We start from the raw sequence: 2,089 nt of genomic DNA, 5'->3' as shown, positions 1-2,089 counted from the left end.
CTAGCGTGCTTTCGGATTTCCACCAGCCCAACCCAAAGCGGCTTTTGGCGAACGGGGAAAGCATCGGGATACCGGCCGGATTGGGCAGGTCCATCAATAAATGCATCCAGGCCCCCGCCAGAAATCCGAAAGCTGCCACCCGAAACAAGGACCATGCATTGCCAGCAGGGAAAGCCCAGGTCACAAGGGCGGCCGTTGCTACCGCCCAGACCAGCCACCAGTGGGTGATTGTGCGATGCGGAATGACCGATCGGCGCATCCACCGGTGGTATTTCTGGGAATACTCGGCGTGGGCGATCTCCAGCCAATCCGGGGCTGTTCCGCCGAAGTAACCGGCAAGAATAGCGACCAGAGACAATGAAGACTCGCTGCGCCAGAGCGCACTAGCCGCGAGGCAGCCTGCGGCAACGCCGGTCAGCCGATGGCCGGTGCAGCCCATTAGATGCCGTGACTCTTGTTAGGAAGGGTGAATATAAAGCGGTGAAACATGGAACTTCCCTTGCTATACGCATAAATGAACGCTATGCGGCACATGATAGCGTGTTTTTGCAGGAAAGGGAATAATGAGCGGTCAGTCTGGATGCATCACTGAATTTTCGCTTCGGGAAGCATAACTGAAGTTCCTCATAATATAACCATCTCAGTAGATAAAGTCAGGCTTTCACCTGCCCTGTATTTTTGACCGCCTTTAATGATTAGTCCGGCCGCATGGCGGAATCATCGCGCCCGCTCTCCGTTTGCTCCTCGCTTTTCGCTCGCTCCAGGAAATCGGAAACGGGCCGGGAGATGTCTTGCCCAAGAGTTTTGGCGGATTCCACGATGTTTATGACGTGGTCCTTGAGCGCCACGGTATCCAGACTGCCCATCTCCATCAGCTTGGTTCCCGCCTTGTCCAACACGTTGCCCAGCAAATTGCCGAGCTTTTTGAACGTGGACGGATCAGGATTTGGTTTATCTAGACCCTTACGCACCTCCTCAATATCACCGCTACGTTTTGAGGCGGTAAAAACTTCCATTTTCGAAGCCCCCGGCGAATTGACAGTCTTACCATAGGCTTCTTCCATGGCGCTCAGGGATTTCTGGATATGGTCAACCTCAGGCGATTTTGTGGACTCAACCACCATGGTTTCGGCTTGAGGGTGGGCTTCGTTTTCTCCGTTCGCCAACCGTTCTATCGCTTCCCGTTGATTGCTATAGGCAGATGCGTGATCTGCGTAATTACGGAGGAAAGACTTTTCCGCTTCTGCCATGGAGTTGTGCCCCTGTAATTCGGCAATTACGGGCAACGTGCGGTGAACCAGTCGCCCGTGGATTCCGTCGTCGAAGACTTCCGGGTTGCGAGTGGCTGCTTTTGTAGCATAGGTATCGGCGGCAAGACCCAGGACAGTATCCACATCTGTATCAACAAGGCCCAGGCGCGCGCCTTCTTCTCGCATCTCGGTAACAACCGCACGGGTAGACATGCCGCGCATATCTGCTTCCATGACCGTCTGTATCATTCGAGCCAGTCGGCCTTCCGGACTGTCGCTCATGTTTTCCACGGTCTTACGATAAACCTCCCGCTCCGCTGTTGTTCCCATAGACATCGCGGCACTGCTATTCCATGCTAGATCTCCGGCGTCTCTTGCCAGTTTGAACATCCGCCCTTTTTGAATCTCATCGCTCATGTCTATCCCCTTTAAGAAAGTGTGTTAATTGAGAACATCATCCTATTCTAACGCGCCTCACCATCCTAAAAAAGTTATTCTTGCCTATGATAGCGGTTTATTTTCATGCAAGCATTCGCTATCATGCGCCTTATGAACTTCAAGTCCGACCTCAAACCCCTCATCACCACCGCATTGTCCAGGGTATCCTTGGCAGAGGTGTTCCATCAGCACGGCATCGCCTTACGCAAACAGGGCGAGGATTATGTCGCCTGTTGTCCATTTCATTCGGAAAAAACCCCGTCTTGTCACGTGTACACCAAACAAAACCGGTATCACTGCTTCGGTTGCCATGCGCATGGAGACACGCTGACCTTCCTGATGCAACACGACGGGCATCCGTTCCTGGAGGCCGTGGAGACTCTGGCAGATATGGCGGGGGG

The 2,089-nt window shown here is 53.5% G+C and carries 3 protein-coding genes; 1 reads left to right on the top strand and 2 read right to left on the bottom strand.

Going from position 1 to position 2,089, the window contains the following annotated elements:
• Positions 1 to 439, bottom strand: a 439-nt coding sequence (locus HAP95_RS12990; RefSeq protein ID WP_215884595.1) for a metal-dependent hydrolase, incomplete at its 3' end; no start/stop codon positions are given.
• 256 nt (positions 440 to 695) lie between these two features.
• Positions 696 to 1,667, bottom strand: a complete 972-nt coding sequence (locus HAP95_RS12985; protein ID WP_215884594.1) for a hypothetical protein — start codon at positions 1,665 to 1,667, stop codon at positions 696 to 698.
• A gap of 105 nt (positions 1,668 to 1,772) precedes the next feature.
• On the opposite strand from HAP95_RS12985, the gene HAP95_RS12980 reads away from it, so the two are divergent.
• Positions 1,773 to 2,089: CHC2 zinc finger domain-containing protein (locus HAP95_RS12980; RefSeq protein WP_226832773.1), on the top strand; the 317-nt coding region annotated here is incomplete at its 3' end.

This window comes from Acidithiobacillus sulfurivorans, from assembly GCF_018853815.1.
Taxonomy (GTDB): domain Bacteria; phylum Pseudomonadota; class Gammaproteobacteria; order Acidithiobacillales; family Acidithiobacillaceae; genus Acidithiobacillus; species Acidithiobacillus sulfurivorans.
Note: the sequence above shows the minus strand (reverse complement) of the source record. Positions and strands in the feature narration are given on the sequence as shown.